This is a genomic window from Desulfobulbus alkaliphilus (assembly GCF_016918545.1).
In the GTDB taxonomy this organism is placed as follows: Bacteria; Desulfobacterota; Desulfobulbia; order Desulfobulbales; family Desulfobulbaceae; genus Desulfobulbus; species Desulfobulbus alkaliphilus.
Genome location: NZ_JAFFQC010000360.1, coordinates 1 through 409 on the forward strand (window position 1 = coordinate 1; position 409 = coordinate 409).

Annotated in this window: 1 pseudogene; it reads left to right on the forward strand. The window is 65.0% G+C overall.

Annotation, left to right across the window (positions count from 1 at the left end):
* Positions 1–85: 85 nt before the first annotated feature.
* Positions 86–409, forward strand: a pseudogene (locus JWG43_RS18935) (hypothetical protein); the annotation flags it as partial.

The window sequence follows — 409 nt, forward strand, 5'->3', positions numbered from 1 at the left end:
ACCGCGAGGAGCGCAACGCCGATGCCGACCCCCTCAAGCTCTATGATGCGGCCGTGGCCCGCGCCCTGCTGGAGGAGGCCGGTCTGTGAACGGGCGCTGGTCGCCGGAACGCAAGGCCTTTTTAGTGCGTGACCTGGTGCGTGACTACTGCCAGGTCTATGAGGGGCTGGAAGAACAGCGCCGCCGTTTCGACCACGAAGGCGCGGTTTCCTATTCGTCCATCCGTGACCTCCTGGGCGAGGCCATGCGCAAGGGCGTGTTCTGGCGCCTCAAGGATACGGCGCATCATCTGTTCCGCAACAGCCAGTCCCAGACACCGGACAAGGACGCTATCCTGCTCTGGCAGTATTCCGGCAGCCGTCACCCTGACGGGCTGGTCAGCCAGCAGCCGGTGGAGGCCCTCATCGAC